The sequence below is a fragment of the Streptomyces sp. NPDC096013 genome, assembly GCF_044763565.1.
GTDB lineage: Bacteria > Actinomycetota > Actinomycetes > Streptomycetales > Streptomycetaceae > Streptomyces.
The window spans coordinates 1-25,636 of sequence record NZ_JBIWGK010000034.1 but is presented as its reverse complement, the minus strand read 5'-3'; the positions used below and the strand labels follow the sequence as shown (position 1 = coordinate 25,636).

Below are 25,636 nucleotides of genomic sequence, written 5' to 3'. Positions count from 1 at the left end.
GTGCCTGGGGGGCAGACCGTGATGACGTACTGGCCTTGAGCGCAGGTCCAGATCCCTTTGCCGGCGGCGAAACTGGCCCCTTCCTTGCAGGCGGCGGCTGACATGCCAGATGCCGTGGCGCTGGTGGACAGGGGGACAACGGCCGCGCCGGCCAGGAGCAGGGCAGCGACGATCGCACGGGCTCGCATCGGAAGCTCCAGTTCTCATGGGGTTGGGAGACGTCACACCTAACGCGCACCGACCGCCGCAGTACCGGCAATCCGGTACTTCCCACACGAAGGGACGCAGCGTCAGGGTTCGGTGAGACGAAACGGCCAGTGGCCAAGGTTCAGTGAGACCGGCCGAGCTTGTTTTTTATGGTTTGTGAGCTTTGAGTTGAATACGTTCCGCGATGCTTTCAGGGCGTCTGGTTGATTTGCCCACGTCGTAGCGGGTGGCCGGTCGTTGGTTCTTTGAGCCGAGTGGGCGTCCTGGGCCTGGAGTTGAGGGTTTGGGCGCACGGGCCGGGCTGTGCAGGTGGGGGCGGAGGTTCCTGAACCCCCGGCGGACGCGGGCCGGGGTGAGCCGGGCGGGTTCGGCTCGTTTCTCCCAGGGGCGGCGGAGGTCGGCTGCGGCCTCGCGGGTGAGCCTCAGCTGGGTATGCGCTGCGATGACGAGCCATGTCCACCGGTCTGCGGCCTCGGGGCTGCGGAGCCTGGGGCGGGTCCAGCCGAGCGTCTGCTTTACGAATCGGAAAGTGTGTTCAAGGTCGAAGCGCCGCAGGAACGCTTGCCACCGCAGGTCGACTTCTTCGCTGGTCATGCCGGTCTGTGAGGACCACAGCCAGACGGGCAGTGGGTCGCCGCCGCCGGGCAGGTAGTCCACCGTCAGACGGATCAGGGTGCCCTCGATGATGGGGAGTTCGCCGTCGTGGTCGATCCACGCACTGCGGGTGGTGAGCCGGGGGTGGATACGGTCCCAGGCCATCGCCTGCGCGGTGCCATAGCGGTCGGTGACCTGCACGGTCTCCGCGTCGGGCCCGCCCCACGTGTCCGGTTTGGCGAAACGGAACTCCTTGCCGTGCTTCGGCGGCCTGCCGCCCTGGGGGTAGGCCAGGGCGTACTCCAGTTGCGTAGGTGTCGGACGGCGCATGACCCGGTCCGAGCGCATCCGTCCGAGCACCTCGATGGGCAGGCCGGTAAGGAGGTAGGCCATGCGTGGGGCGTCGTAGCCGGCGTCGAACACGACCAGGATGTTCGGGTCGCCGTCTTCCCACTGGCCCTGGTCGATCAAGTCGTTCACGACGCGGCGGACCTGCCGGGCGGTGACCTCGGCGACATCGTCGTGGGGGCCGAGACGGATGGCGTCCAGCAGTTGGCACCACGAGGTGCGGCCCGTCTCCAGCGCGGCGACGAACGAGTACGGCCAGCCGGGGATGAACTGGTCGCTGGAGCGTCCTGAGCGTCCGTAGACGTGGCAGAACAGGCGGTCCGGGCTGGTCGGCGCGTCCGGACGCAGCCACGGCGAGACATCGACTGCCAGGACCAGCCGCCCGTCGGCGGCCTTCGGCTGCGGCAGGACGGCCAGTGCCTTGCGCAGCCTGTCCGCATCGATGCAGCCCTGGTTGAGCGCGTCGTACAACGCGCCGTGCCCACGCCGGTGCTCGGCCAGCAGCGTCAGATCGACCGGCGACGTCACCGGGCCGTCCCCGCAGAGCATCGCGTCGCAGAGCTCGAACAGTGTGTCAGCGCGTCGGGTCAGACATGCGTAGAAGTCCTCCCGGAAGTGGGACGTGAAGTCGAATGCCTCGTCCCGGCCATTGTGGTGCAGCAGACTCATTCCCACGGCCTTCGCTGGTCAAGTGCCTTCTTGGTCGGAGCACAGGATCAGGCGGGGGCCGTGTTCACGTCCCCAGAATCCTCGTACGAGCGATCACGTTCGGGGCATCGTTCGGTCAGCCGGGGAGTCAACGAGAGCAAGCGTTCTCTTCGGGCCCAACGTGGCGAAGGACTGTCTCGTGCTCGCCTGCGGCGACGAGCCCGTCGATGACCTTGACCATCGACTGCACACCCGCGTCGCGCACGATGAGGCCATCCCAGCACCACCAGTAGTCGCCCTCTGGTTCGCCGGCCTGCCGCTGACGGTCCATGATCCGGTGCACTTCGTCGAGAGTGAACACGGTTCCGGACCAGCGATCTCCGTCATCGCGGATGACCCACATGTCCACATTGCAGACCTCGTCGAGGTCCTCCCCGGCGCCGGGCACGAAGCAGATTTCGTATCCGTCACGTCTGACTCGGTAGAAGGGGCCGTCCCACATGCTCACTCCGTAGCGCTCTGGTTCGCGCCGCCTTCATCAACAAGCCGGACGGCCGACCAGTACACCACGCACCCCTTGAGGGCGCAGCAGGTTAAAAGACAAGCCGAGTGCGTGTTTCTGATCCGGTCATGACATAGCGGTCGGTGACGTGCCGTCGACAGGTTTGCCGAAAAGAGCGGGTGCCGCGGAGCTGGTCAAGTACAGGCGGGATCAACAAGGCTGCGTCAGCAGGCACGTTCTTCCACTGGGATCACGGGCCGTCGAAAACTCCATGATCTTGAAAGCCGTGCCTGCCTCACGCCGGGCTGCACCACGGTCCTGACAGAACTTCCTTGACCCGGCATCACGCGACGACACCACTGCTTTGGTCTGCCTCGGCTTCGCACAGAGACGGGAATTCATCGTCGTGCCCGGCCTGTCGCGCCAGCCTGTTGGCGAGGCCGTATCAGTCCAGGCGGTGAACCCTGATGACCTTTGCACAGATGGCGTACGCCTGAATCGTTCCCGGGTCGGCGCTGTCGGTATTGGTGGCGAAGCCCCACCACCGGCCCCCGCCGGCCGGCTTGGTGGAGTGAAGCTCGTACCGCTCCGCGTGCGAGTTGCCCGCGGTGACGTTGACCCCGCCGCCCGTGAGGACCTCCCCGCCGGGGCACACGGCCTGCGCGGCAGCCCTGCCGGGGTAGCCGCCGCTGGCCACCGGAATGGTCACTGGAGTTCCCTCCACGATGTGCGGGACCCCCACCGAGGAGTCGGCCGGCAAGGCGCGCGCCGCCGTCCCTTCCGCCGTCGCGGAGCCCGCCAGGGCACCGAATGCCAGCGCGCCGCCCGCCAGCGCGATTCCGGCCCAACGAAGTCTCTTGAGCATGCTTCTCCCCAGTCCCTCGGTGCGCTCTCTCAAGCGCATGGCTGACACCCCCATCGGATCAGCCAGGCTCATGGAGAAACTGTTCTGCATTTCCTTATTAACTCGTGTAAGTGACTAGTTCATATTTCCTGGTAACCCCTGCTCAGGACTCCAGGCTCACCCGTCACTCGCATCCCCGCTTGTTCGCTGCTGTTGTCGGCGACCGTGCCTCAAGAGCTCGCAGCGTTGATCATGACTCAGATTTCTTGTGGCGGCCCCGACAGACCAGACCTCAGCCCAATGAGGCGAAGACATCGTGGAGTTCGAGGCGGCGGCCCCAGCGGATGGCGAGGCGTTTGAACTGGTGGAGCAGGACCGAAGGTCTGCTCCACCACAGGCGCCCCGGCTTCCCGTGGAGAGCTGATCCTCTCTGCCGAAGCGGCTTCGTGCTCCTGTCTACGCTCAGGCAGAGGACCCTTGCCAGGCTGGTGCGCGACAGGCGGTTGAGGTCTTGTGTTGTGCCTGGTCAGGCTCGGCGGGAACGACACCACGCGTTTCGTCGCCGTCGGTCGGGCGGTGGCCGGAAGTCGATAACCCGATGGGGGGATACCGGCATAGACGGTGGCTGTCTGGACAGATCGCCGTGGGCTGTCGGCTGACGGCCCGAGGCATCTGAGCACAGGAGAGCCGGTCGGAGGTGGGGCCGGCCGGCCGCAGGCTTGAGCATCTGGTGCTCGCCCCCGCACGGCGGGGTGCTGAACTCGCTCGCACGAAGATCGTCCCCTCCGCCCGGTTTGCTCGTTGGAGGGGCGTGCCTTTGCCGACTCCGGGTCCGCGTGCCCGGCCGCCGCGGGATCTCTACGACCTGCGGGTGAACGATCCCTATCCCTACTTCTCGTGGCTGCGCCGGCACGCCCCGGTCTCCTGCGAGCGCAAGGCCAATGGCCTGGCGGTGTGGCAGATCGCCCGGTATGCCGAGGTGAACGTGCTGCTGAGCGACGCCAGGCTGAGCAAGCGGCCCGGCCGGGTTCCTGGGTACGTGTCGGGGCCGGCGGGCCTGAACCGGCATCTGGTGCACAGTGACCCGCCCGAGCACACCCGGCTGCGGCAGTTGGTGAACACCGGCTTCATCCCGCGCCGGATCACTGCGCTCGCCCCGGTCATCCGCACTGCGGCCGAGGATCTCCTGGACGGGCTGCACCGGCGCGAGTCCCTTGACCTGATCGAGGAGTTCGCCGGGCCGCTGACCTTCCGGATGATCTGCCGCATCCTCGGCGTCCCCAAGACCCTCGACACCCCTGGTCTGCGCGATCTGCTGCTGGCCACGGTGCTGCCTACCGGCGCCCGCGCCACCCCCGAGGAAGCCGCCCGCAGCGAACGGGACCTGTATGCCTTCCTGACCCGGCTGGTCGCGCACAAGCGCACCGCGGGAGCGGAACGGGCGGCCGAGACCGATCTCCTCGGCGCTCTCGTGCATGCCCGTGACGCCACGGGCGCCCTCAGCGAGGAGGAGCTGCTGTCGACCGCGTACCTGCTGCTCCTGGTGGGTCATGACACCACGCTCAACCTGATCGGCAATGGCATGCTTGCCCTGATCCAGCACCCCGACCAGGGCAAACAGCTCGCCGCCGACCCTGATCTGGGCGGGACAGCGGTGGAGGAACTGCTGCGTTACGACTCCCCGGTGCGGGATGCGACCTTCCGGGTGGCCGCGCAGCCGGTGGACGTCGACGGGCAGACTATCCGCCCCGGGGAGGTGGTGAGCCTGCTGATCGGTTCGGCCAACCGGGACCCCGATCAGTTCGAGGGCCCGGACGACCTGGACCTGACCCGCCATCCCAATGACCATCTGGCCTTCGGCCGGGGCCCCCACTTCTGCATCGGGGCGGCACTGGCCCGCCTGGAGGGCGTCATTGCGTTCCCTCTGCTTCTGGACCGGCTCGGCCCGGTGCGCCTGGCTGTCCCGGCCGAGGACCTCGTATGGCGCCCGACCCGTGTGATGCGCGGCCTGGCGAGGCTGCCGCTCGCCCGCTGCTGACACGGCCGTGCGAAGAGCACCCACCGCCCAGCGCCGACCCGAGCAGGAAGCCGTGCCCAGCCCTTGCAGAGGCGCGGTTGACGTACGCACAATCGCCATGATCACCGGGACTGTCCGCAACCACAGACAGGATTCGTGACCGATCTCGGTCACTCGCAAGTGGGACAGACACCGCCAGAGGTCGCGTTCTCCCGGTCTTCATCCCGGAGCTGGTGACGACCTCGATCAGATGCGCGGTCCTACAACGGTGGCCATCTGCGCGTAGGACACCGGACTGGGGCGAGGAAGCGCAGGTGGAACGCATCTTCGGTCGCGATGCTCCGGGCCGTGCGGGGCTGCTCCGGCGGACACGCGACCCTGCCGACGGGGTTGCCGACCGCCGGTGCCGCATGCGTATGAGCCCGTGTCAGGCAGTAGCCGGCCCCCGGGCGGCGTTGCCGCCGGCTGTGGGCAGGACACGGGTGTTCCCGTAGAGCTAGCCCGACAAGCAGGGCAGGGCCTTCCTGCGCCCGCACCCGCGCAGGCGCGGGCTCCCGGTATATCCCCAGGACGGGGTAGCGCCGAGGTAAGCCCAGATGCCGCCAGAACTTGATCTTGGGGGGTCGACTCAGCACTCGATGTCGGCCGCCAGGACGTTGACGCGGTTCTCGTACTCGCGGCGGGCCTTGCGCTGCGCCGGGATCGCCGGGGCCCCCGGGGTGCCGTCGAGGGGATGGCAGCGGTCGAGGAGTTGGCGGTGGACCGCGGGCACGGTGCTGACGCGCAGCGTGTAGCCCTGACCGCGCCGTACGGTCATGCCCTGATCGAGCGCGGCCCGCTCGGTGGGGTCCAGGTCTGAGGTGCGGAGGAAGTCGGCGACCTTGCCCGGCATGTCGAGGTCGACCGGCAGTTCCGGAGTCGGACCGTCCTGGTGGTCGGTGACGCGTTCGGGTAGGAGGTCGGCGATGGCGGTGCGGACGGCGCCGCGGCTGACGTGGTGGTCGCGGGCCAGGGCTGCGATGGACTGGCCGTCCAGGTATGCAGCGCGTACGGCGCGGCCTTCGCTGCCGTAACGGCCGGGCGACGTCCGCCCTTGTTGCCCTTGGCCTCGGCGGCCCGCAGTCCGTCGTAGGTGAGTTCCCGCTGGAGGTCGCGCTGGAGTTCGCCGGCGGCGGCGAGGGTCTGCACCATGAACTTCACGGTGGACAGCAGTTCTCCGGTGCGCGGGTGGCGTGCGGTGAGGTCCATCGCGGAGAACGCTCCGTCGTGGATGCGCAGGGCGAGACGGTCGCGGTGCAGGACGTCGAGCACGTCGAGGATGTGCACGGTGCCGCGCACCAGGCGGAACATCTCGGAGACGTGCACGGTGTCGCCTGGCCGCGCGTACGTCAGCAGCTCTCCGAACTTCGGCCGCTGAAGCGGGTGAAGGCGGCTGGAGGTCCCCGGGTCCTCCTCGAAGACGACCGGGTCATCGATCCCGGCCTCATCCAGGACGAGGTCCTGCCGGGCGGTCGACTGCTGGTCCGTCGAGACCCGCTTGTAGACCAGGTTCGCCACCGACGGGCCCCTTCCGTACGAAGGATCGGACCCTATCTGTCGTCAAACCCTGTCAGCAATCACCATCGGATCTGATTGGATTCGGGCCGCCGTGAACCCCGGGATGGCACGGGTTCGTTGGACGCGCCGCTCGCCATCGTTTGACGACAGACGGGAAGCCGGGGAGGACGACCTGACGGCTCGGATCACGGCCTGTCAAAACTTCTGAACAGCAATACCGGTTTCCTGGTCCGCTCCTACTCGGACGCCGATACCGCCGCGGGGCTGCCTGATGCTGGGGGTTGCTCGCCGGAGCCGTTGCGGAGAAGGTACTGGGCGCTCATTGAGGGCTCCGCCCCAGCCTGAGTTAGCGTCACCTGGAGTCAGTTCAAGCGCCGTTGCTCTCGATGCTGTTGGGGACGGCGTTTGGGAGGAGGACGACCTTGCCCAGAGGGTGGACGTGTTCCAGGTGGGTGAAGGCCGCCCGGACCTCTCCCAGCGGGTGGGCCCGACTGATCGGCACCTCGATCCGGCCGGCCGCCGTCAGTTCGGCCAACTCGGTCAGCACCGCCTGGCTGGTGCCCTCGGCACTGCCCTGTGCCCGGGCGCCGAGCGCGGCGGCGACGCCGTAGTCGAGCGTGTTGACCCTGCGCGGCGGCACCCCCAGGGAGAGCGCGATCCGCGGGTAGTCGCCGCCGTGGAAGTCGAGGAAGGCGTGCGCCGTGCCCGCCCCGTCGCCCTCGATCGCCCGGCGGAGGCGTTCGGTGACTCCACTCCCGTAGTGGACGAAGGTGGCGCCCTGGGACTCCAGCCAGCCCCGGTGCCGCGGGGAGGCGATCGCGACCACGTGCGCCCTGCGCAGGCGCAGGAGTTGGACGGCGATGGTGCCGACCCCGTCGGCGGCCCCGCTGACCACGACCGTTTCGCCGGCCCTCGGGTCGACAGCGGTGACCGCCGCCCAGGCGGTACTGCCCGCGACGTAGAGGGCGCCTGCGGCGGTCCAGGGGAGCCCGTCGGGCTTGCGGACGAGCTGGTCGTGCGGGACGACGACGTACTCGGCGTGGCTGGACCGCTCCCAGGACCAGCCGAGAACCGGGTCCCCGGGCTCCCAGCCGGTCACCGCCGCCTCGGTCGCGGCGACGGTTCCGGCGAGGTCGCTGCCCTGTCCGGAGGGGAACGTCGCGGGGAACCGCTCGTGCAGGGCCCCGGTACGGATCTTGGCCTCGCCCGGGTTGATCCCGGCGGCCCGCACCTGTACCAGCACGTCGCGTGGGCCCAGCGGACGCGGTTCGACGTCCTCGACGCCGAGCACGTCGATGTCTCCGTAGCGGTGGAAACGTACGGCTTTCACGGGCGTCCCTCCGGCTGGATATGGCCGTTGATGAAGGCGGCGACCTGGTCGAGGGCCTGCGCCGCCTCGTCGACGAGCGGGGCGAAGCCCTGGAAGACGTGCGGCGCTCCGGGGAAGGTTCGCAGGGTGACCGGGACGTCGGCGTGGGCGGCCCGCGCGGCCAGCCGCAGGGCGTCGTCGAGCAGGATCTCCCGGCCGCCGGCCTGGATCAGCAGCGGCGGCAGTCCGCGCAGATCGGCATGCAGCGGGCTGGCCAGCGGGGTGCGTGGATCCGCCCCGGCGAGGTAGTCGGCGGCCCTGGTCTGAAGGGCCCGGCGGGTGAGCGCCGGATCCGCGTCGGCCCGGGTGGTCATGGTGCCGCCGGACTGGGTGAGGTCCGTCCATGGGGACAGGACGGTCGCGGACGACGGCTGCGGCAGCCCCGCTTCCCGGATCGCCAGCAGCAGGGCGAGGGCGAGGCCGCCGCCGGCCGATTCGCCGGTGACCGCGATCGAGCCGGCCAGGACGCCTCGGTCGAGCAGCGCCCGGTAGGCGGCCAGCGCGTCGCCCACCGCGGCCGGGAAGGGATGTTCGGGGGCGAGCCGGTAGTCGACGGACAGCGCGGTGGCTGCGGTGCGCCGGGCGATCTCGGAGACCAGGCCGACGCTGGCGGCGGCGGAGCCGATCGCGTAGGCGCCGCCGTGGAAGTACAGCACGGTGCCGGCCGTCGGCACTGCGTCGCCGACGCGCACCTCGACGGCGGGCACCCCGCCCAGGTCGGTGGTCCGGGTGCGGACATCGCCGGGCACCGGCGCGGCGCCGAGCATCTCGTCGAAGACGCGGCGCATCTTCGACACGTCGCCGCCCAGGTCCAGCGGCGAGTTCACCAAGAGGTCGGACACGGAGTCCAGCTGACTGCGGGTCATGTCGTCGTTTCCTTGCGAGGGGAGGTGATGCGATCGGTTTCGGAACGGGTGCGGGGCGGCCTACCCGCGGGTGACGTGCAGGACCTCCTCGAAGCCCATGCGCCGCACGAAGTCCGCGCGCGCCTCCAGCACCGCGGAGTTGGCCTGTTCGACCAGGGAGTTGGTCAGGTCCACCACGCTGCGGAAGGGGCGCTCGCCGAAGGGCAGGGCCAGGATCCTGGTGATCTCCTCGGCGACCACCACGGGGTCGGCCTGCGTGCCCGGGGTGAACAGACCCTCCGTGGCCTGCTCGTTGCGGGCGACCAGCGGGCCCAGGGCCCGGTAACCGGCGGTGACACCGGTGGCGTCCACGGGCCGTCCCGCTTTGGGGAAGTGGTCGGTGCCCTGGGTGAAGGCTCCCGGCATGACGATCACCGTCTCGATGCCGAGCGGGGCCACCTCGTAGGAGGTCACCAGCGCCAGCGAGTCCATCGCCGCCTTCGACACCACGTACGGACCGAGGAACGGCGGTGTGGTCACCGGGATGGTGCTGCCCACGTAGAGGAGGGTGCCGCTCCCCTGCCCGCGCAGGTGCGGCAGCGCGGCGCGGTTGAGCCGTTGGACACCGAGGGTGTTGACGTCGACCAGGTGGGCGATCTCCTCGGCGGTGAACGCCTCGACGTAGCCGGTGACCAGGTGCCCGGCATTGTGGATGACGACGTCGAGCGCCCCCGCGTCGTCGAGCACGGCCGCCACCGCGTGGTCGGCGGACTCCTGCGAGGCGACGTCGAGTTCGACCACGTTCAGGTCGAGCCGCTCGGCCCCGGCCAGGCGGTGCAGTTCCTCGGCGGGGGCGGCGTTGCGGGTTCCGGGGGCGCGCATCGAGGCATAGACGCGGTGACCGGCCCGGGCCAGGGCTCGCGCGGTCAGGTTGCCAATACCGGTGGCGGCACCCGTGATGAGCACAGTCGACATGGTGGGTCTCCTATCGGAGAAGTGAAGGGGAGGAACGGAGAGGGAGAACAGAGGCGGACGTGGTGGAGAAGATCAGGCGATGCCGCCGTTGCTGAACAGCACCTGGCCGTTGATCCAGCGGCCGGCGGGGCCGGCCAGGAAGGAGACGCCCTCGGCGATGTCCTCGGGGGTGCCGAGCCGCTCCAGGGGTGCGGCGGCGGCGATCCGGGCGATCAGCTCCTCGCTCTTGCCCTCGAGGAACAGCGGTGTCGCGGTCGGCCCGGGGGCCACCGCGTTGACGGTGACATCCTGGCCGCGCAGCTCGCGTGCCAGGATCAGGGTCATGGCCTCGACCGCGCCCTTGGTCGCCGCGTAGCCGACGTAGCCGGGCTGCTGGAGCCGGGTCACCGAGGTGGAGAAGTTGATCAGCGCGCCGCCGGGGCGCAGCCTGCGGGCCGCGAGCCGGGAGACCACGAAGGCCCCGCGGACGTTGACCCGGTGCATCCGGTCGAAGGCTTCCAGCTCCATCTCGGCGAGCGGGGCCAGCAGCATGATCCCCGCGGTGTTGACGACCACGTCGACGCCCCCGAAACGTTCCTCCACCGTGTCGAAGAGCCTGGTCATCGCCGTCGGCTCGGCAACATCGCCGGGCAGGGCCACCGCCGTGCCGCCGGCTGCGATCACCGACTCGACGATCGCCTCGGCCTTCGCCACGCGGCCTGCGTAGTGGACGACGACGGCCATGCCGTCCGCGGCCAGCCGGCGCGCAACCGCGCCGCCGATACCGCCTGAGCCGCCGGTCACTACGGCCACCCTGGGCCGGCTGGATCCGTGCTGCGACACCGCGTTGTTCATCACTGCTCCTGATCCGGCATCCGGACGGACGCCTGGCACTGTGCAAGTTCGCGGGCGGTCCGCCCGGCGATTGGATCAACCCTCCGCCACCTGCAATTATTTGTCCAATGCATCATTGAGATATAGATTATTCAGATGGTGCATATCGAACGGGTCGACCTCAATCTGCTGGCTCCGCTGGCCGCACTGCTGGAGGAGCGGCATGTCTCGCGCGCCGCCGAAGTCGCCGGAATGAGCCAGCCGGCGATGAGCCGGGCCCTGCAGCGACTGCGGGACACCCTCGGCGACGAGCTGCTGGTGCGCACGCCGGGCGGGTACCGGCTCACCCCGCGGGCCGAGCGCGTCCAGCGTCAGCTGCGGGCAGTCCTGCCGCGGCTGGAGAGCCTGTTCGCCCCGGAGGAGTTCGACCCTGCCGAGGCCGCCGAGGCGTTCCGGGTCGCGGGCACCGACTTCACCCAGGTGTTCGCGCCCGCGATCTTCCAGCGTGTGTTCCGGGAGTCGCCGCGCTCAACCCTGCACTTTCGGACCTGGCACGACGCCATCTACGATGACCTCGACCGGGGGGTCGTCGACCTGGTGTTCTTCGCCAGATCAACGCCCCTTACCACCCTGCACACCGAGCATCTCTTCGACGATCGGTTCGTCTGCGTGCTCTCCGCGGACCACCCGCTCGCCGAACGTCCGGCGATCGCCCTGGAGGAGTACCTGGACGCCACCCATGTCATCGTCGGCACCATCGGCGAGCGCCAGACCGCGATCGAGCAACGCCTGGAAGACCTCGGCGAGCGCCGCCGCGCCGGACTGACCGTCCCCTACCACTCCCTGGCCCTGCGCTCGGTCCTGGGCACCCGGCTGGTCCTCACCCTGCCCGCGCGGCTGCTCGCGGAACAACGCCCGGAACCCGGCATCCGCATCCTGCCCGCCCCCCAGGAAATCCGGCCACTGGGATACCACATGGCCTGGCATCCCCGGCTCGACGGCGACCCGGCGCAGCGCTGGCTGCGGAACGCCATCCGCGCCATCACCTCCGAACTGCCGGAGCCGACCCAGCACTAGCTGTACTGAACCGAGAGGTTGATTAAGCGTGCGATGGGCGGCTTGTTTCCGATAGCGGTGTGTAGGCGATGATGGTTATAGGTGTGGAGCCATGCTGGGAGAGCGGCCCGACGTTCGCCTTCTGAGCTGTAGCAGCGGGCATAGCCCCAGCCGTTGGCGAGGGTCCGGTGGAATCTCTCGATTTTCCCGTTGGTTTGTGGGCGGCGGGCCGGGTGCGTGAGTGCTTGATCTGGAGTTCGGTGCAGGTGTCGTGCCAGAGGTGTGACACGTACGCGGCTCCGTTGTCAGAAAGCACTCGCTCGATGGAGACCCCGCGGTCGGCGTACCAGATCACGGCTCGGCGGAGTACGGCGACGGCCGTGGCCGCGGTTTCGTCGTCGTGAATCTCGGCGTACGCGACACGGGAATTGTCGTCGATGACGGTGTGAACGAAGGCATAGCCCATCTTCGGGCTGTGGTGTCGGTTCTTCGGTTTCCCTTTTGTCCGCGCGCGGTTGCGTGTGCCCTGGGCGCGACCGACGAATCGCCATCCGCCTCCCTCGGGGATGTTGCCGAGCTTCTTCACGTCGACGTGGCTCATCGATCCCGGGTACGGATGTTCGTAGCGGCGTACCCGGTCGCCTGTGGCGCGATCGAGGTAGTTCAGGCGGTTGATCTGGCAGCGCCGGAGTACGCGATGTGCGGTCGACGGCGCGACTCCGGTCAGGGCGGCGAGTTGGACCGGACCGATGCGTTTGCGTAGTCGCAGCGAGACAATTCGCTTTGTGGTTGCTGGCGTCGTTTTCCCGGGGCTGGTGTGTGGCCGGGAGGATCGGTCGGCCATGGGCTGTCCGTCGGCGTACCGGGTGGCCCATCTTTTGACGGTGGGCCAAGAGCACTGAAATCGCGCGGCGACTTCCCGGATCGGGACGTTATGGTCGACGACCAGTTGGGCGACCTTAAGTCGGACCCGCGGAGTGAGGGCGGCGTTGGCGTGGCTCACAGGATCGTCTCCTTCACGTCTGCCGCCCCGATGGGTGCTGTGCGCGGTTTGAACGCGTGCGCTGAGAGCCACACACCGGCCAGGAGACTGGCAATGCAGATCCCGAGGGCGCCGCGGTACCCGATCTCGAACGCGCTGATTGCTGTCGCCTGCATCTGTGGCGGAACTCCGTGGAGGTTCCCCGCCGCGATGGGGCCGGCGGCAGTGTGGGTTTGCCCATATGGCGACGCGTGCCAGCTGTGTTGGGTGACCGCCGCACCAATGGCCCCGACGAGTGCGAGTCCTACCGCCGTACCGAGCTGGCGGGCGGCGTTCAGCACCGCCGAGGCGGCACCCGCGACCGGCGCGGCGACGTCGCGCATGGCCACGTTCGTGATGCCGGGAACCAGTAGCCCGAAACCGATTCCAGCGACCAGGTATCCAACCGCCGCAACGGCGAAGGGGGTGGCTGGTGTCAACGTGCTCAGCGCTGCGATTCCCAGTGCTCCGGCTGTGCAGCCCGTGGTGACGATGGCTCGTGGCGTGAAGCGTTGACTGAGTTTGCCGGCCATCTGGGCCGCGACGAGGAACGGGGCGTTCATCAGCAGCCAGGACAGTCCGGTGCGAAGGGCGGACCAGCCGAGAAGGTTCTGGAACATCAAGGTGACGTAGTAGAGCGTGCCGCTGAAAGCGAGGTAGCTGAGGAAGTAGACGGCGCAGGCGCTGATGAACGCCGTATTCCCGCGGACAGCTCTGGGAACCAAAGGTTCGCTGGCGCGACGCTGCCACTGCACGAACGCCGCGAGGACGAGGACACCGAGAATCAGTGGAACCAGCGTCAGCACGGGCTTCCACGGAACTTTGCTCGCGGTGATCAGACCGAAGGTCACTCCTGCCAGACCCAGCGACGCGAGGACGACACCCGGCACGTCAAGCGGCCTCGGGTCGGAGGCCGCGGCGGCTCTGGGGACCGCTCGCAGGATCAAGCCGACCGTGAGGACAACGATAGGGAGGTTGACCCAGAAGATCGTTGACCAGTCGAACATGGAGAGCAGCAGGCCGCCGACGATCGGCCCCGCCCCGAAGCCGACGCCGCCAATGGCCGCCCACCAGCCGATTGCGTGACCGCGCTGGGCGGGCGGGTAGGTGTCGGTCAGGACAGCGAGGGTGAGTGCCAGGATCGATGCTCCACCAACACCCTGACCGACACGCGCGGCCACGAGCACCGAGGGGCTGGGCGCCAGCGCCGCTCCAGCAGAGCAGAGGCCGAAGACGACCAGGCCGGCCAACAGGACAGAACGATGTCCGAGGCGATCACCGAGTGCCCCCATCAAGGGGATGAGCGCGGCCAGCCCCAGGGCGTAACCACTGATGACCCACTCCAACGCGCCGGTGGCAGCGTCGAGCTCGTGTTGGATCGTCGGGAGGGCGACATTGACGATGGTGACGTCGAGCTGAATCACGAAACCGGCCAGGCACAGCGCCAGGAGCGCCATCCGCCGTCGTGGGCGGGCATCTAGGGTGGGTGCTGATTGGTTCGGGGGCGTCACGTCGGGCTCCTGTCACGTTCTCGGTCGTAGGCGTGTCATGGGCACTGACACCCCGCAACACGAGGACGTGACCGATGGACCCCGCCGAACAGCTCAGCCGACACTTCGAGGCCAACCGTCAGCGGCTGACCGCACTGGCCCACCGAATCCTCGGCAACCGCAGCGATGCTGAAGACGCTGTCCAAGATGCCTGGGTCCGCCTCAGTCGCCCCGGAGCAACCGATCTCGCGGCCGTGGCCAACCTCGACGGGTGGCTGACCACGGCCGTCTCACGCACATGCCTCAACAAGCTCAGAGCCCGAGCGGCGCGCCCCGAAGCCCTCACGGACCCGACCGGTCCCGGACTCCACCTGCGATCCGACCAGGCCCCGAGCCTGGAAGACCAGACTCTCCTTGGCGAGCAAGTCAGTCTGGCGCTCCACATCGTCCTGGAGAGCCTGACACCACCCGAGCGCCTCGCGTTCGTGCTCCACGACTCCTTCGGAATGCCGTTCAGCGAGATCGCCGGGGTCCTCGGCAAGTCGACCGAAGCGACCCGCAAGCTCGCCGGCCGTGCCCGACAACGAGTGCACGCCGTGGACCCGGCCGAGATCGAGACCAACCCCGCCAGCCAACGCAGTGTGGTCAACGCCTTCTTCGCAGCATCTCGCGACGGTGACCTCGACACACTCCTCGCTCTGCTGCACCCTGAGATCACATTCCACGCCGATGGCGGGGCCACCAAGCCCGCCGCCACCGCCACCATCCGCGGCCCAGAGAACGTGACCCTGCGTGCAGCGACCTTCGCCATTCCGAACGCCACATTCGAGCCGATCACGGTAAACGGCGGCGCAGCAGTCATCGTCTACGCGAACCAGCAGCCCGTCGCCATCATGGCCTTCGTGATCACCAGCGGCCAGATCGCCCACATCTACTCACTGCTCGACCAGTCACGCATCGAGCAACTGATCAACAGCCTCAGGTAGAGCCACCAGCAAAAGCCCAACTCCGGTACATTCCGTACTCAGCCGTTCAATCAATGTCTCGGGTCAGTACAACAGCGACTGGTTCCTGCTCCCCTGCGTGGTGCTGCCTTGGGCCGTCGAGCAGTACGACGCCGCGCTGGTGCCCACCGGCTGACGCCTCGGCTTCAGTCGCCCGCCTCCTCGTCCAGCTCCGGCGCGTCCGGGTCGCGCAGCGGGCGCAGGGCGCCGGCGGCCGGGGTCGAGGCGGTGAAGCTGTAGCGGCCGAGCAGGTTCAGGTTGCGGTGCTTGAGCGGGGAGAGCCGGGCGATGTCCTCGTCCCGGGTCTCGTGGCCCTCGGCTTTCAGCTGGGCGACAGCGGCGTCGATGTAGCGGGTTGTCCAGAGCACGATGGCGTTGAGGACCAGGCCGAGCGCGCCGAGCTGATCCTCCATGCCGTCGCGGTATGCCTGGTGGATGGTGCCGCGCTTGCCGTGGCACACGTCCTGGGCGAGCTTGTGGCGGGACTCCTGCACGGTGAGCTGCCGGTTCATCTGACGGCGGTAGGTGTCGTCCACCGGGTCGACCACCCGCAGCAGGTGCTCGGTCTTCGCGATCCGCCCGTACTCCGCGAACGCCGCCCCGAGCGGGGTGGGGCGGCCGTCGCGCCCGAACATGCGCAGCAGGTCGTAGGCGCGGACTTGGTTGGTGACCAGGGAACCGGCGACCTTCAGCATGTCCGGCCAGTGCGTGATCACCTTGTTCAGGTTCACTCGGTTGCGGGCCAGGTCCTCCACCGCTCCGTACGAGCCGGTCTCGACGCCGGGCATCGTGGCCCGCCAGAACCGCTGGTCGTCCAGGTCGCGGAAGCGGGGTGAGAAGTTGTAGCGGAGGATCTTGAACAGGCCGAACACCATGTCGGAGTACGAGGCGTTGTCGGTCGCCACCATCTCCGGCTTAATCCCGCCGTCCAGATTCAGCAGTGCGTCCAGGATGTGCAGGGAGTCGCGCGGGGTGCCGGGGACGACCGTCTGCCCGATCCCGGCGACCTGGTCGTTGACGGCGTTGAGCCAGGTGATGCCGCGCTTGAACCCGAAGTACTTGGGCGACGGCGCCGCGCTGATCGTCCGGACGGGGACGACGAACCGCAGTCCGTCCACCGAGGCGAGCAGGCCGTTGCCCCAGAACTTCACGATGGGCACGGCGGCCTGGGCGGCGATCAGCCGCGCGTTCGCTGCGGCGATGGTGTCGGCGCGCAGGTAGTACTGGTCGACGTGCACGAGCCGGGCCCGGGTCAGGGCCTCGTAGCCGGGGTTGACCACCGGAGCCAGGCCGATGCTGCACGCCTCCGATACCAGCAGCGCGACCACCGAGGTGGCCAGGTCATTCATCCGAGTCGTGCCGTCGCCGAGGTTGCACGAAGGCGTCCAGGAAGCCGGTCCAGGAGTTCACCTCGAACAGCAGGTCCGGCAGGTCGATCTTCGGGAGCATCTTCTCGACCCGCTGGCGCAGCCAGGTCAGGGACTTCGGCTCCCCGAGCGCGCCGAGCTTGTCGACGTTCAGCTTCACCCGCCCGTCATCCTGCACCTCGATAGAGACCTTCGCCGCCGGCCCCGCCTCCTCCAGGCGTTCGGCGAGCTGCTTCCAGCCGGCGTCCAGGCCCCGCACCAGCTCCGCCAGATGCTCCTCGGCGGGCATGCCCAGGCTCAGGGCCGCCAGGACGTCCTCCTCGACCGCGTCCCAGTCGGGTCCGTCCAGCAGCCGGGCGCGCGGGTTGGACCAGCGGTGCGAGGGCGAGGCGAACACGTCGCGGCTGTTCAGGGCCCGGTGCAGCTGCTCCAGCACGCACACCACGTACGCGTCCCGGTCCACCGCGCCCTGTGGGAGGTCGGGGTTGGCGTACACCGCCTTGCGCCACGCCGGCGGCACGAGCTTGTCGTCCACCTCGCGCGGCAGCAGCGGCTTGACCCCCGTCTTCCGCCGGGCCAGCGCCGGAAGGCCCCGGGCCCCGGCCAGGACCCGCTTCCCGGCGCTCGCCGCGTCCAGGCGCCTTCGACTCGCCCAGCAACGCGAGGAACGGGCGCACGGTGGCATACCGGTTCGTGAGCGCGGCCCGCATGGCGACCTCGGCCGAGTTCTCGTCCTCGGGCACCAGCGAGACCACCATGGCCGCCGCGGTCATCACGGCGGCGGGCGGGGCGACCTCCTCGACCGCCGCCCACAGCGCGGCCACGTCCAGGTCCGCCTCCTGCTCCTCGACCAGCTCCAGCTCCTCGAACAGCACCTTCGCCGCCCGCGCGAGCACCCGTGACGCCTTCTCCAGCTGCGGCAGCGTCGACAGCCGCTCCTTCTCCGTCTTGCGCTTCGCCGTGTTCAGCAGCCGGGTGGCCATCAGAACCTGGAACAGGTCCAGAGCCTCGTCGATCGCCTTCGCCTCCAGGTGCCGCATCACCGCGGTGAGCATCGCCGTGCGCTTCGGCTCCGCCGCCCGCTCCAGCAGCGGCGCCTTCGACCCCAGCGCGTACCGCGCCAGCACCGCCATCCGGTTCGGCGGGATCTGCGACAACTTCAACCTGCCGAGCTGGAAGGCGCCGATCTCGTCCACCCGCTCCAGCGCGCGGGCAAACGCCGTGCCCGTCGTCCGGGTCGGCGGCCGGCGCAGCCGCTCCAGCTCCGAGAACCGCGAGCCCTCCGGCGTCTTCAGCGTCGCCACCAGATCCCCGGGCAGCGCCAGGTCCGCGCGGCGGGCGGCGCCCGCGACCGTCGCGTGCAGCCGCTTCTCCGCGACCGTCCGCGCCTCCGCCACCTGCCGAGCCAGCACGGATACCCCAGGCAGCAGGACCCGGTGACAGCGCAGCCAGCCCACCGCGTGGTGAAACAGCGCCTCGGCCCCTCGGCGTGCGTCCACGCCCGCCCGTGCAGGAACGTACGGAACCACCGGCCCCACTCGGCGTCCTCGTAAGAGTGGTAGCCGTAGGCGTCCCGGATCTCCCACGCGTGGTCGTACAGCGTCTGACGCCGCTCCCTGTACCGCTTCACCACAGACGGGTCCTCGATGCCGAGCTGCACGGCCAAGTGCTCGACCACCGGCCACGGCACAGCGAGCGGGTCCTCCAGAAACAGCCCGACGTACCGAACCGTGCACATCTGGAGCGCGAACCCGAGCCGGTGATGCTCCGTCCGCCGTAGGGAGATCAGGTCCGGTCCACGTCGTCCAGGAAGAAGAACCGCTCCAGCTCGGGCCTCGTCGGCTCCTCGGCGAACGTCCCGTACGCCTCGGCCTGCTCATCACTCAGAAATTCCACCGGCACGAGCCGGACCGTAGCCAGCCCCAGACCAGGCCCGGAGGCGTTCCACCGAACCCCAGCGGCGAAGTGGATCACTGTGCTAAACGGCCATGATCGTTCTCACCGATAACCGCTGTACCGATGTTCCCCGAGGCCGTGAACCGCGGATACGCGGTCCGCTCGATCGACGTCAAAGTCCCGCCCCAGGCCCAGATTCAGTCAGTACCGCCACCAACGACCTTCAGCCGAATGGGTGACGGCCGCCATCGGGCCGGGACCAAGATCAAATTCTGGCGGCTTCTGGGCTTACCTCGGCGCTACCCCAGGATGGGACGTTCTGCTCCGAACGGCTGTCGTATTGCCGCGCTCGGGAAGTCTGATGCCGCGCCGCATGTCCTGCGCCTAGCTTGATCAACATCTGTGTTCACAAGCGGTGAGGCGGCACGTATGGGTCTGGGATATCTGCGGTCGGACGCCGACCGGGCGGCGGGCGTGGGCATGGGGCGGGTGCTGCTGCGGGAGTCGGCCGGGTGTGTGCGCGACGTGGCCGACGGGATCCGGCTGGCGCGGGGCGGGAGCCGGATGCGGGTCCCGTACTGGATGGCCCGGCGGTTCGCCGGAGCGGCGGGCCGGCCGCTCGACGACGACCGGCTGCTGCTGTTCACGTTCGCCACGCCGGGCGGTCCGGCCCGGGTGTTCATCCGCCGCAACCAGAGTGACCTGCTGATCCTGTGGCAGATCTTCCTGCGCCGCTTCTACGAACTCGACCACCACTACGCCCTCGACCGGCCCGTCGACCGCCTCGAAACGATCGTGGACCTGGGCGGCAACACCGGCCTCGCCGCCGCCTACCTCACCGCCCGCTACCGCCCCGGCCGGCTGCTGAGCGTCGAGCCCATGGCGGAGAGCCGGGCGGTGCTGCACCGCAACGCCGCACTGTCCGAAGCCGATTGGATCGTCGAGCCGTGCGCGGTCGACGGCTCCGAGCGTGAGCTGGAGTTCGCGGTCAGCGGCTTCTGGGACACCTGCACCGCCGTGCCCGCGGTCCACGAGCTGCGCCGTACCCGTCCGTACCGGCTGGAGAACGTCCTGACCCGGCCGCCGCGCACCGTACCCGCCACCACCCTGGACCGGCTCCTGGACCGCCACGGCTTCGACCACGTGGACCTGCTGAAGGTGGACGTCGAAGGCAGCGAGGCCGAGATCTTCGCCGTGCCCAGACCCTGGATGGAACGCGTCGAGCGCATCGTGCTGGAGGTCCACGACAAGTACATCGACGGCGAGCGCGTACGGGCCACGCTCGGCGAAGCGGGATTCGTCCGGGTACCGCCCAGGGTCCCCGACCCTGTCGGCTTCAACCCCGTCGAGCTCTACACCCGCGGGCACCGGACATGAGCACCACGGCGATGGCAGCGGTGGTCTTCGACTGTGACGGCACCCTCATGGACACGCAGGAGTGCGTCCGGCACGCCATCGAGGACGCCTTCGCCCGCCGCCGCCTCCCCTGCCCGCAAGACCTCCACCGGCGGGCCCTGGGTCTGGCCATCGAGCCCCTGACCAGGCTGCTGACCACCACCCTCGACGAGGAAGCCGAAACGCTCCAGCGCGAACTGCTGGCAGGCATGATCGCCCGGGTATCCACCTGCGCCCGGCCTCTTCCCGGCGCGCTGGCAGTCGCCCGCCACACCGCCGCACGTCTGCCGACGGCCATCGCCAGCAACTCTCCGCGTGCCCTGCTCGACGCCGTCCTCGCCCATGGCGGTCTCGACCTGATCGTGCCCGTCACCATCGCCGCGGACGAGGTGGCCGCTCCCAAACCCGCCCCCGACCTCTACCTGGCGGCCTGCGCCGCCCTCGGCATCGACCCCCGCCGCGCCCTGGCCGTGGAGGACTCACCCACCGGTGTCCAGGCCGCGCGGGCAGCGGGAATGACCGTTCTCGGAGTGGGCCGGCACGTACGCGACGAGGACACCACCCACTGGGCCCCCGCGCTCGAACCCGCCCACCCGCTCCCGGGGGCAACGGCGCCCCGCGTGTCGACCGCCTGGTGACAGCCCGTGACGGGGGACACGGGCTGCGCTCCCCACGCCGGTGGCGTTGGAGCTGGCTCAGATGCGTTCGCTCGCAAGGATGATCATTGAACGGACCTGATCTGGAAATCGATGCATTCCAGCCGCAGGCCGCCCCACCGTTCACTGCGAGTCTTCGCTTCGCCCCTCCCGCGTCCCGGGCGTGCGTCGAACCCGCTGCACCCTCATGACCTTCGCGAACCCATCTCCCCTCGGTCACCGCCATCACGTCGGGGGTGACGTCCGGAGCCCGGGCGGAGAGCCACGCAAGCACGCGTTTCCCGCCGCACGACAGTTTATGGACATGCCTCATCAAGGGCGCGTACCAAGCCACCTCATGACAAATGCTCTTTGTGCAGCTCAGCGCACCGTCGCGCTGGCGCCAGAGGAGGCAGCCATGCCCGTTTCCACCACCCCGGGCACGAACTGGGGCACCTGGACCAATCTGGAGGGCTCGATCTTCGATGTCCCCTCCCCAACCCTCAACGCCGACAACCGAGTCCAGGTCTTCGTCCGCGGCGGCAACAACACCCTCTGGAGCAGGTACGAGAAGCGGGATCGCACCTGGAGCGCCTGGACCGAGCACCAGGGCTCCAGGATCGCCGGCGCGCCCAGCGCGATCCGCGGCAAGGACGGCAAAATCCGCGTCTTCTACCGCACCCCCGGCAACAGCATCGAGGTCATCACCCAGAACGCGATCAACTCAGCCTTCGGTATTCCCGAGAGCCTGGTCACGAATGTCGGCGGCGACCCCGCTGCCGCCCTCAACGCCGACGGCCGCATCCAGGTCTTCTTCCGCGGCACCGACGACGCCCTGTGGTACGTCCGCAACCAGGGCCAGCAGTACGAGGCATACACCAAGACCGCCTCTCTCGGCGGCCGGATCTACGCCACCCCCTCACCCGCCCTGGACGGCTCCGGCCGCATCGTGGTCGCGGTCAAGGGCGACGAGGACACCCTCTACACCATCCAGCAAAGGACGTGGAACTCCGCCGACACCTGGGAGCCCTTCAGCGCCGAGACCACCGGCGTGGCCAGCCGGCCCACCGCGACGGTGGACGCCTCCGCGCACGTGCAGATCTACTACCGCGGCTCCAACGGCGCCGCCTGGCGGGTCGGCCAGAGCGCCGACTACGACAGCTTCGAGACGTCCGTGAGCCTGCAAGGCCAGATCATCGACCAGCCCGCCGCGTTCCTCGCCCAGGACGGCCGCCTCAACGCCTTCGTCAAGGGCACCAACAAGTCCCTGTGGGTCGCCCTCCAGCAGGTGGAGAACCAGCCCGCCTACGACGGCTTCAAGGATCTGGGCGGCGTCATCGGCGAGGTCCATCCCAAGGCGGTGATCACCAACAGCGAGAACCTCCTCTACGTGTTCGTCCAGGGTTCGGGCACCGGCAAGACTCTCTGGCTGCTGCGGCAGGTCTGGGCGTAATCCACAGGGCCGGGGCGCTGTGCGCCCCGGCCCGGTCAGCCGTAGAGCAACGGCGCGGACACTGAGGTCGCGGACTGGCGGTCCGGTGTGGTGTAGGCGAAGTTGAGGACTGCGCGGCGGATGCCGGGGCGGCGCAGGGGTGTGACGCGGTGGGCGGTGGTGTCGCTGCGCAGCAGATAGCCGTCGCCGGTGTGGTGGTGGGCCTGGCGGGCCTGGGGTGAGTCCAGTGTGTGCAGTTGCCTGGCGTGCGGTGTGTACTCCAGCAGGCCGCCGTCCTGCGGGTCGTCGGGTGCCTGGAGGAACAGCACGAGCGCGAGGGGGTAGTCGTCGGTGTGCGCGCCGTGGGTGTCGCCTTCCTGGTGCAGGATGTTGAGGACGTGGCGTTCGATCGGATCACGGACGGTCACCGCCCGCAGGTCGGCGACCTGGCCGAGGAAGGCGATCAACGCGGGCTCCTGGTAGAGGGTAGAGATGGCCGGGGACTCCTCGGAGATGATCTGCCCTCCCAGGGTGGTCATGCGACGGCGCGACGCTGGCCACCGAGCGCTACGGAGGTGACCTGCGCAAACTGCGGGAGGAGGCCGACGGCGACACGGCGACGCTACGGCGCCTGCTCCAGGAGTTCCCCGGACTGGGACCGGCCAGCGCCGACATCTTCCTGCGCGAGGCACAGGCGGTCTGGCCCGAGACGTCGCCGTACCTCGACGGCAAAGCCCTCCAAGGCGCCCGCACCGTGGATCTGCCCACCGAACCCGCCGCCCTGCTTCGCCTGACGGACGGCGCGGAACCGGCCGTAGTAGCCGCGGCCCTCGTCCGTGTCGCCCTCGACAAGAAGGCCCCTCCAGCCGTCCTCGAAGCCGCCCGCACCTGATGCCGCCCCCGCGATCCCGTCCTCCCGGCGATCAGCGGCCGAGGGCCTGCCGAAGAGTGGGGTAGCAGTCAATGAGGGCGTCGATGCCGACGAGTTGGATGGTGCGCAGCACCGAGGGGACGGCTCCGGCCAGCCGCAGCCAGCCACCCGCCTCGAGGGTGTGGTGGGCGGCGATGAGAAGGTTGATGCCGCTGGAGTCCATGAAGGTGACGTGGCCCAGGTCGATGACGACCCGAGGTGCGGCGCCGTCCGGCAGGTCCAGCGCCTCCCTCAGCGCGCCGCCTGTCTCGTGGTCGATCTCTCCGGCCACCGTCACCACGAGGACGCCGTCGACCCTGTCAGTACGGACTGACAACCACCCAGGCTGCCCCACTTGTTGGATGTCTTGTTGGATGCCCACCATCTGTCCTCATCCGCGTCCCTGCGCGTCGGGGTTTCGGGATTCTCATCCGGAGGAGTGCCCCTTGTCGCACGGTTGACACGCCCCGGCTGAGCCGACAGACGCTGACCAGGTCAGTGCCGGTGGCACCGGCACCCCGGGACGAAGAAGCAGGGGTGGGCCGAAGCGGCTGCTCCGGCCCACCCCTCGCACACCCCGGCTCAGATCTCACGCACGGTGGCTGCCGTAATAGCTGCCGAGCTGTTCGTGGTAGCCCGCGTCACCGGTGTGCTTGTCCTTGTCGAACTCGGGAGCGTTCTTGATCTCCTCCTTCGTCCGGTCGACGTAGATCCTCTCCTCCGCCGTGTCGACGCCGATGACGAGGCCGGCGGGGATCAGGACGTTCTTGCCGAAGATCCACGCCCCGGTGTCGACCACGAGGTGAGAGGCTCCGACGTCGTCGGAGTACTTGTCGACCTTGCCGATACCGCCGTCGGTCGCCTCGACCTTGTAGCCGATCAGACTGGTACCGGCGGTGTAGCCCACCGCGGGTTGATAGCCCCACATGTCCATGCTCACGAACACATCTCCTTGGTCGGGTCAGAGGGACGTGCCGGGATCCTCGGGCCGGATGCGTCCTCGCCAGCCGCCCGTCTCGTCGCCGCGGTCCTCGATGTAGTCCTTGAACCGCCGCAGGTCCCCCTTGACCCGCCGGTCGATCACGCCCAGCACGTCCGCGGTCTTCTCTGCGACGCCGGTCGGCTCTACCTCCATGGTGAGTTCCACCCGGGTGTGCGCGTCGTCCAGGGGCTCGAACCGTACCGAGCCCCGCTGCCGCGTGTCGCCGTCCACGGAGCGCCACGTGATCCGCTCGTCCGGCGCCTGGTCGACGATCTCGGTGTCGAACTCGCGCCGCACGCCGCCGATGCTGGTGATCCAGTGGTTGTGCCGGTCGTCGAGCTGCCGCACTTCCTCCACGCCTTCCATGAAGCGGGGGAAGTGCTCGAACTGGGTCCACTGGTTGTAGGCCGTGTGGACCGACACACCGACGTCCACGGCTTCCTTCACAGTGCTCGTGCTCATTTCACTCCTCCTTCGTCGGGGGCGTCCACGCGGGATCGACGGACCGGCGCGGGTCCGGATCGCGTCGGGTGCCCAGGGAGAGGGCATGAAGACGTCCGGGCGGTCGACCGGACGGTCAGTCCGCGCTCCGGATGATGTTCGCCTCGGTGTCGGTTTGCGCCACTGCGGGCGCGCTCTCGTCTGCGACGGCGGCGACGCAGGTCCGCACGTCCTTCCCCCGGCGGTGACGGGCCTTCGACCAGCCCGTCTCGGCGACGCGGATCGGTGACTTCGGCGTGGTGCGCGGGAGTTGAGTGGTCACGGTCGTTCATCTTCCTTCTGTGCCACGGCACTCCGCCCCTCGGAACGGGACAGAGGCTCATGGGCGCGATGTCCTGGTCGTCGAGTTGCCCGCCGCGGCGCCCGCAAACCACTCCCCTCCGCGCCCCGGCTCGTCCGTGCGCCTTCGTTTCCCTCGACATACCGGCGAATGTTCACCGCCGGAGCCGGCGTCTCCCGTGGCGGAGCCTCCTCAGTCGTCAAGCCTTGCCACCCTGCTCGCGGCCTGCGGCACGGGGAGATGCGATGTGAGCCGGCCAGCCAGGCGGTGGGCCTGGGTCAGCAGGGTCCCGTAGGTGGCGAACTCGCCGGGGCTGACCAGCTCCACCTGGGTCACGTGGTGGCGCAGGGCGCCCGGACGTCCTCGACCTGGCACCGCGTAGCACCGCTTCTGGTGCGGCGCGGGTCCAGCGTCGTCTGGGGTACGGCCGCTCCCGCGGCCCGGCGGCCACGGAGGACCACGCGGCACACTCCAAGCGAGCGGTCGCCGGTGATGTGGTCGCGGTCATGCGCACGCTGGGCCACGACCGGTTCGGGCTTGCCGGGCACGACCGCGGAGGCGCCGTCGCGCTGCGTCTCGCGCTCGACCACCCTGGTGCGGTCTCCCGGGTAGCCCTGCTCGACTGCCTTCCCCTCACCGAGCACCTGTCGCGCATAACGGCCGAGTTCGCCACGCGCTGGTGGCACTGGTTCTTCTCGCCCAACCGGAGTTCCCGAGCGGGTCATCAACGCGGACCCCGACAGTTGGTACCGCGGGGACGCGCGGAGCATGGGCCGGGAGAACCACGCCGAGTGGCGGGAGGCGACACGAAACCCCGACGTCGTGCGGGCCATGCTGGAGGACTACCGGGCCTTTGGTGTCGACGAGGGTTCCGTCGACGTCGAAGATCGCGGCGCGTTTGGTGGTCATCGCGGGCTCACAGTTCGCGGAGGGCGGGCAGCAGCTTCT

22 protein-coding genes and 4 pseudogenes are annotated in these 25,636 nt (G+C 69.1%); 8 read left to right on the top strand and 18 right to left on the bottom strand.

Annotated features, from left to right (window positions below; genetic code table 11):
- Positions 1–354 precede the first annotated feature (354 nt).
- From ACIRB1_RS46640 to ACIRB1_RS46630, 3 genes are all read right to left on the bottom strand, one after another.
- Positions 355–1,818: an NF041680 family putative transposase gene (locus tag ACIRB1_RS46640; protein ID WP_403470056.1), complete on the bottom strand. Its 1,464-nt coding sequence runs from the start codon at positions 1,816–1,818 to the stop codon at positions 355–357.
- 127 nt (positions 1,819–1,945) lie between these two features.
- Entirely contained in the window at positions 1,946–2,299 is a 354-nt protein-coding gene (locus ACIRB1_RS46635) for a hypothetical protein (protein WP_403470055.1), read from the bottom strand.
- A gap of 445 nt (positions 2,300–2,744) precedes the next feature.
- On the bottom strand, positions 2,745–3,254 hold the full coding sequence (locus tag ACIRB1_RS46630) for a hypothetical protein (protein ID WP_403470054.1): 510 nt from the start codon (positions 3,252–3,254) through the stop codon (positions 2,745–2,747).
- Positions 3,255–4,014: 760 nt separating this feature from the next.
- On the opposite strand from ACIRB1_RS46630, the gene ACIRB1_RS46625 reads away from it, so the two are divergent.
- Entirely contained in the window at positions 4,015–5,181 is a 1,167-nt protein-coding gene (locus ACIRB1_RS46625) for a cytochrome P450 (RefSeq protein WP_403470053.1), read from the top strand.
- Positions 5,182–5,788: 607 nt separating this feature from the next.
- On the opposite strand, the gene ACIRB1_RS46620 is transcribed toward ACIRB1_RS46625, so the two are convergent.
- The 6 genes from ACIRB1_RS46620 to ACIRB1_RS46595 all read right to left on the bottom strand — a co-directional run bounded on the left by ACIRB1_RS46620 (position 5,789) and on the right by ACIRB1_RS46595 (position 10,740).
- A complete protein-coding gene (locus tag ACIRB1_RS46620) occupies positions 5,789–5,977 on the bottom strand; it encodes a hypothetical protein (protein ID WP_403470052.1) in 189 nt (62 codons plus the stop codon).
- Complete coding sequence (locus ACIRB1_RS46615; RefSeq protein ID WP_403470051.1) at positions 5,974–6,717, bottom strand: recombinase family protein; 744 nt, start codon at positions 6,715–6,717, stop codon at positions 5,974–5,976. Before ACIRB1_RS46615 ends, ACIRB1_RS46620 begins: the two co-directional genes overlap by 4 nt.
- A 367-nt stretch (positions 6,718–7,084) precedes the next feature.
- Complete coding sequence (locus ACIRB1_RS46610) at positions 7,085–8,047, bottom strand: NADP-dependent oxidoreductase (protein WP_403470050.1); 963 nt, start codon at positions 8,045–8,047, stop codon at positions 7,085–7,087.
- Complete coding sequence (locus tag ACIRB1_RS46605) at positions 8,044–8,952, bottom strand: alpha/beta hydrolase (protein ID WP_403470049.1); 909 nt, start codon at positions 8,950–8,952, stop codon at positions 8,044–8,046. The genes ACIRB1_RS46610 and ACIRB1_RS46605 overlap by 4 nt, the downstream gene beginning before the upstream one ends.
- 60 nt (positions 8,953–9,012) lie before the next feature.
- Positions 9,013–9,906, bottom strand: coding sequence for an SDR family NAD(P)-dependent oxidoreductase (locus ACIRB1_RS46600; protein ID WP_403470048.1), 894 nt, complete (start codon positions 9,904–9,906; stop codon positions 9,013–9,015).
- 72 nt (positions 9,907–9,978) lie between these two features.
- Positions 9,979–10,740: an SDR family oxidoreductase gene (locus tag ACIRB1_RS46595; RefSeq protein ID WP_403470047.1), complete on the bottom strand. Its 762-nt coding sequence runs from the start codon at positions 10,738–10,740 to the stop codon at positions 9,979–9,981.
- 135 nt (positions 10,741–10,875) lie between these two features.
- On the opposite strand from ACIRB1_RS46595, the gene ACIRB1_RS46590 reads away from it, so the two are divergent.
- Positions 10,876–11,796 (top strand): LysR family transcriptional regulator, encoded by a 921-nt coding sequence (locus ACIRB1_RS46590; protein ID WP_403470046.1) that lies wholly within the window; start codon positions 10,876–10,878, stop codon positions 11,794–11,796.
- Here the strand turns inward: ACIRB1_RS46590 and ACIRB1_RS46585 are convergent.
- Positions 11,793–12,778: pseudogene (locus ACIRB1_RS46585) on the bottom strand (IS481 family transposase). The gene ACIRB1_RS46590 and the pseudogene ACIRB1_RS46585 sit on opposite strands and share 4 nt — an antisense overlap.
- Positions 12,775–14,253: an MFS transporter gene (locus ACIRB1_RS46580; RefSeq protein ID WP_403470045.1), complete on the bottom strand. Its 1,479-nt coding sequence runs from the start codon at positions 14,251–14,253 to the stop codon at positions 12,775–12,777. Before ACIRB1_RS46580 ends, ACIRB1_RS46585 begins: the two are co-directional and overlap by 4 nt.
- 128 nt (positions 14,254–14,381) lie before the next feature.
- On the opposite strand from ACIRB1_RS46580, the gene ACIRB1_RS46575 reads away from it, so the two are divergent.
- Positions 14,382–15,272, top strand: coding sequence for a sigma-70 family RNA polymerase sigma factor (locus tag ACIRB1_RS46575; protein ID WP_403470044.1), 891 nt, complete (start codon positions 14,382–14,384; stop codon positions 15,270–15,272).
- Positions 15,273–15,436: 164 nt separating this feature from the next.
- On the opposite strand, the pseudogene ACIRB1_RS46570 reads toward ACIRB1_RS46575, so the two are convergent.
- Positions 15,437–18,559 (bottom strand): annotated as a pseudogene (locus ACIRB1_RS46570) (Tn3 family transposase).
- Positions 18,560–18,982: 423 nt separating this feature from the next.
- Here ACIRB1_RS46570 and ACIRB1_RS46565 point away from each other — a divergent pair.
- The 3 genes from ACIRB1_RS46565 (at position 18,983) to ACIRB1_RS46555 (ending at position 22,036) form a co-directional block, all read left to right on the top strand.
- Complete coding sequence (locus ACIRB1_RS46565; protein ID WP_403470043.1) at positions 18,983–19,930, top strand: FkbM family methyltransferase; 948 nt, start codon at positions 18,983–18,985, stop codon at positions 19,928–19,930.
- Positions 19,927–20,586, top strand: coding sequence for an HAD family hydrolase (locus ACIRB1_RS46560; protein WP_403470042.1), 660 nt, complete (start codon positions 19,927–19,929; stop codon positions 20,584–20,586). The genes ACIRB1_RS46565 and ACIRB1_RS46560 overlap by 4 nt, the downstream gene beginning before the upstream one ends.
- 415 nt (positions 20,587–21,001) lie before the next feature.
- Positions 21,002–22,036 carry a hypothetical protein gene (locus ACIRB1_RS46555; protein ID WP_403470041.1) on the top strand — a complete coding sequence of 345 codons (1,035 nt, stop codon included), beginning with the start codon at positions 21,002–21,004 and terminating at the stop codon, positions 22,034–22,036.
- A 35-nt stretch (positions 22,037–22,071) separates the two neighbouring features.
- On the opposite strand, the gene ACIRB1_RS46550 is transcribed toward ACIRB1_RS46555, so the two are convergent.
- Positions 22,072–22,554, bottom strand: a complete 483-nt coding sequence (locus ACIRB1_RS46550) for a hypothetical protein (protein WP_403470040.1) — start codon at positions 22,552–22,554, stop codon at positions 22,072–22,074.
- Between the two features lie 2 nt (positions 22,555–22,556).
- Between ACIRB1_RS46550 and ACIRB1_RS46545 the strand changes: the two are divergent.
- A pseudogene (locus ACIRB1_RS46545) lies at positions 22,557–22,907 on the top strand (endonuclease); the annotation flags it as partial.
- Between the two features lie 31 nt (positions 22,908–22,938).
- On the opposite strand, the gene ACIRB1_RS46540 reads toward ACIRB1_RS46545, so the two are convergent.
- The 5 genes from ACIRB1_RS46540 to ACIRB1_RS46520 all read right to left on the bottom strand — a co-directional run bounded on the left by ACIRB1_RS46540 (position 22,939) and on the right by ACIRB1_RS46520 (position 25,024).
- Positions 22,939–23,310, bottom strand: coding sequence for an STAS domain-containing protein (locus ACIRB1_RS46540; RefSeq protein ID WP_403470039.1), 372 nt, complete (start codon positions 23,308–23,310; stop codon positions 22,939–22,941).
- 204 nt (positions 23,311–23,514) lie between these two features.
- The gene (locus ACIRB1_RS46535; RefSeq protein ID WP_403470038.1) at positions 23,515–23,865 is read right to left on the bottom strand and encodes a PRC-barrel domain-containing protein; all 351 of its coding nucleotides are present in this window, start codon (positions 23,863–23,865) and stop codon (positions 23,515–23,517) included.
- Between the two features lie 21 nt (positions 23,866–23,886).
- Positions 23,887–24,369 (bottom strand): SRPBCC family protein, encoded by a 483-nt coding sequence (locus tag ACIRB1_RS46530; protein WP_403470037.1) that lies wholly within the window; start codon positions 24,367–24,369, stop codon positions 23,887–23,889.
- Positions 24,370–24,484: 115 nt separating this feature from the next.
- Positions 24,485–24,670: a hypothetical protein gene (locus ACIRB1_RS46525; RefSeq protein WP_403470036.1), complete on the bottom strand. Its 186-nt coding sequence runs from the start codon at positions 24,668–24,670 to the stop codon at positions 24,485–24,487.
- A gap of 210 nt (positions 24,671–24,880) precedes the next feature.
- On the bottom strand, positions 24,881–25,024 hold the full coding sequence (locus ACIRB1_RS46520) for a hypothetical protein (protein WP_403470065.1): 144 nt from the start codon (positions 25,022–25,024) through the stop codon (positions 24,881–24,883).
- Here ACIRB1_RS46520 and ACIRB1_RS46515 point away from each other — a divergent pair.
- Positions 24,956–25,636: pseudogene (locus ACIRB1_RS46515) on the top strand (alpha/beta fold hydrolase); the annotation flags it as partial. The gene ACIRB1_RS46520 and the pseudogene ACIRB1_RS46515 sit on opposite strands and share 69 nt — an antisense overlap.

Bases quoted from the DNA above. Each gene is read 5' to 3' on its own strand.
- ACIRB1_RS46555 (WP_403470041.1), top strand. From the start codon at position 21,002: ATGCCCGTTTCCACCACCCCGGGCACGAACTGGGGCACCTGGACCAAT.
- ACIRB1_RS46575 (WP_403470044.1), top strand. From the start codon at position 14,382: ATGGACCCCGCCGAACAGCTCAGCCGACACTTCGAGGCCAACCGTCAG.
- ACIRB1_RS46640 (WP_403470056.1), bottom strand. From the start codon at position 1,818: ATGAGTCTGCTGCACCACAATGGCCGGGACGAGGCATTCGACTTCACG.
- ACIRB1_RS46550 (WP_403470040.1), bottom strand. From the start codon at position 22,554: ATGACCACCCTGGGAGGGCAGATCATCTCCGAGGAGTCCCCGGCCATC.
- ACIRB1_RS46530 (WP_403470037.1), bottom strand. From the start codon at position 24,369: ATGAGCACGAGCACTGTGAAGGAAGCCGTGGACGTCGGTGTGTCGGTC.
- ACIRB1_RS46600 (WP_403470048.1), bottom strand. From the start codon at position 9,906: ATGTCGACTGTGCTCATCACGGGTGCCGCCACCGGTATTGGCAACCTG.
- ACIRB1_RS46560 (WP_403470042.1), top strand. From the start codon at position 19,927: ATGAGCACCACGGCGATGGCAGCGGTGGTCTTCGACTGTGACGGCACC.
- ACIRB1_RS46605 (WP_403470049.1), bottom strand. From the start codon at position 8,952: ATGACCCGCAGTCAGCTGGACTCCGTGTCCGACCTCTTGGTGAACTCG.
- ACIRB1_RS46635 (WP_403470055.1), bottom strand. From the start codon at position 2,299: ATGTGGGACGGCCCCTTCTACCGAGTCAGACGTGACGGATACGAAATC.
- ACIRB1_RS46630 (WP_403470054.1), bottom strand. From the start codon at position 3,254: ATGCAGAACAGTTTCTCCATGAGCCTGGCTGATCCGATGGGGGTGTCA.
- ACIRB1_RS46590 (WP_403470046.1), top strand. From the start codon at position 10,876: ATGGTGCATATCGAACGGGTCGACCTCAATCTGCTGGCTCCGCTGGCC.
- ACIRB1_RS46620 (WP_403470052.1), bottom strand. From the start codon at position 5,977: ATGACCGTACGGCGCGGTCAGGGCTACACGCTGCGCGTCAGCACCGTG.
- ACIRB1_RS46565 (WP_403470043.1), top strand. From the start codon at position 18,983: ATGGGTCTGGGATATCTGCGGTCGGACGCCGACCGGGCGGCGGGCGTG.
- ACIRB1_RS46595 (WP_403470047.1), bottom strand. From the start codon at position 10,740: ATGAACAACGCGGTGTCGCAGCACGGATCCAGCCGGCCCAGGGTGGCC.
- ACIRB1_RS46540 (WP_403470039.1), bottom strand. From the start codon at position 23,310: ATGGTGGGCATCCAACAAGACATCCAACAAGTGGGGCAGCCTGGGTGG.
- ACIRB1_RS46580 (WP_403470045.1), bottom strand. From the start codon at position 14,253: ATGGCGCTCCTGGCGCTGTGCCTGGCCGGTTTCGTGATTCAGCTCGAC.